1 protein-coding gene is annotated in these 451 nt (G+C 67.4%); it reads left to right on the top strand.

Going from position 1 to position 451, the window contains the following annotated elements; all coding sequences use genetic code 11:
* Positions 1–451: GGDEF domain-containing protein (locus tag GWG67_RS38800; protein WP_275174903.1), on the top strand; the 451-nt coding region annotated here is incomplete at both ends.

Consider the following 451-nt stretch of genomic DNA (forward strand, 5'->3'; position numbering starts at 1 on the left):
GCGTGTGCCGCGACATCACCGACCGCAAGAAGGCCGAGCAGCAGATCGAGCTGCTGGCCTTCTTCGACGCGCTCACCGGGCTGCCGAACCGGCGGCTGCTGCTCGACCGACTGCAGCGCGCGAGCGCATCGTGCCCGCGCATCGACAAGCTGGGCGCGCTGCTGTTCATCGACCTGGACAACTTCAAGGACCTCAACGACACGCTGGGCCACGACATGGGCGACCGGCTGCTGGTCCTGGTGGCGCAGCGGCTGCAGGAATGCGTGCGCACCTCGGACACCGTGGCGCGTTTCGGCGGCGACGAGTTCGTGGTGATGCTGGAGGGCCTGGACGTCGATCCCGCCCATGCCGCGCAGCAGGCTGAACTGGTCGCGGAGAAACTGCTCGAGCAGCTCAACCGGCCGTTCCAGATGGGTGCGCAGGAACACTACAGCACCCCCAGCATCGGCAT

This window comes from Bradyrhizobium sp. CSS354, assembly GCF_029051725.1.
In the GTDB taxonomy this organism is placed as follows: domain Bacteria; phylum Pseudomonadota; class Alphaproteobacteria; order Rhizobiales; family Xanthobacteraceae; genus Bradyrhizobium.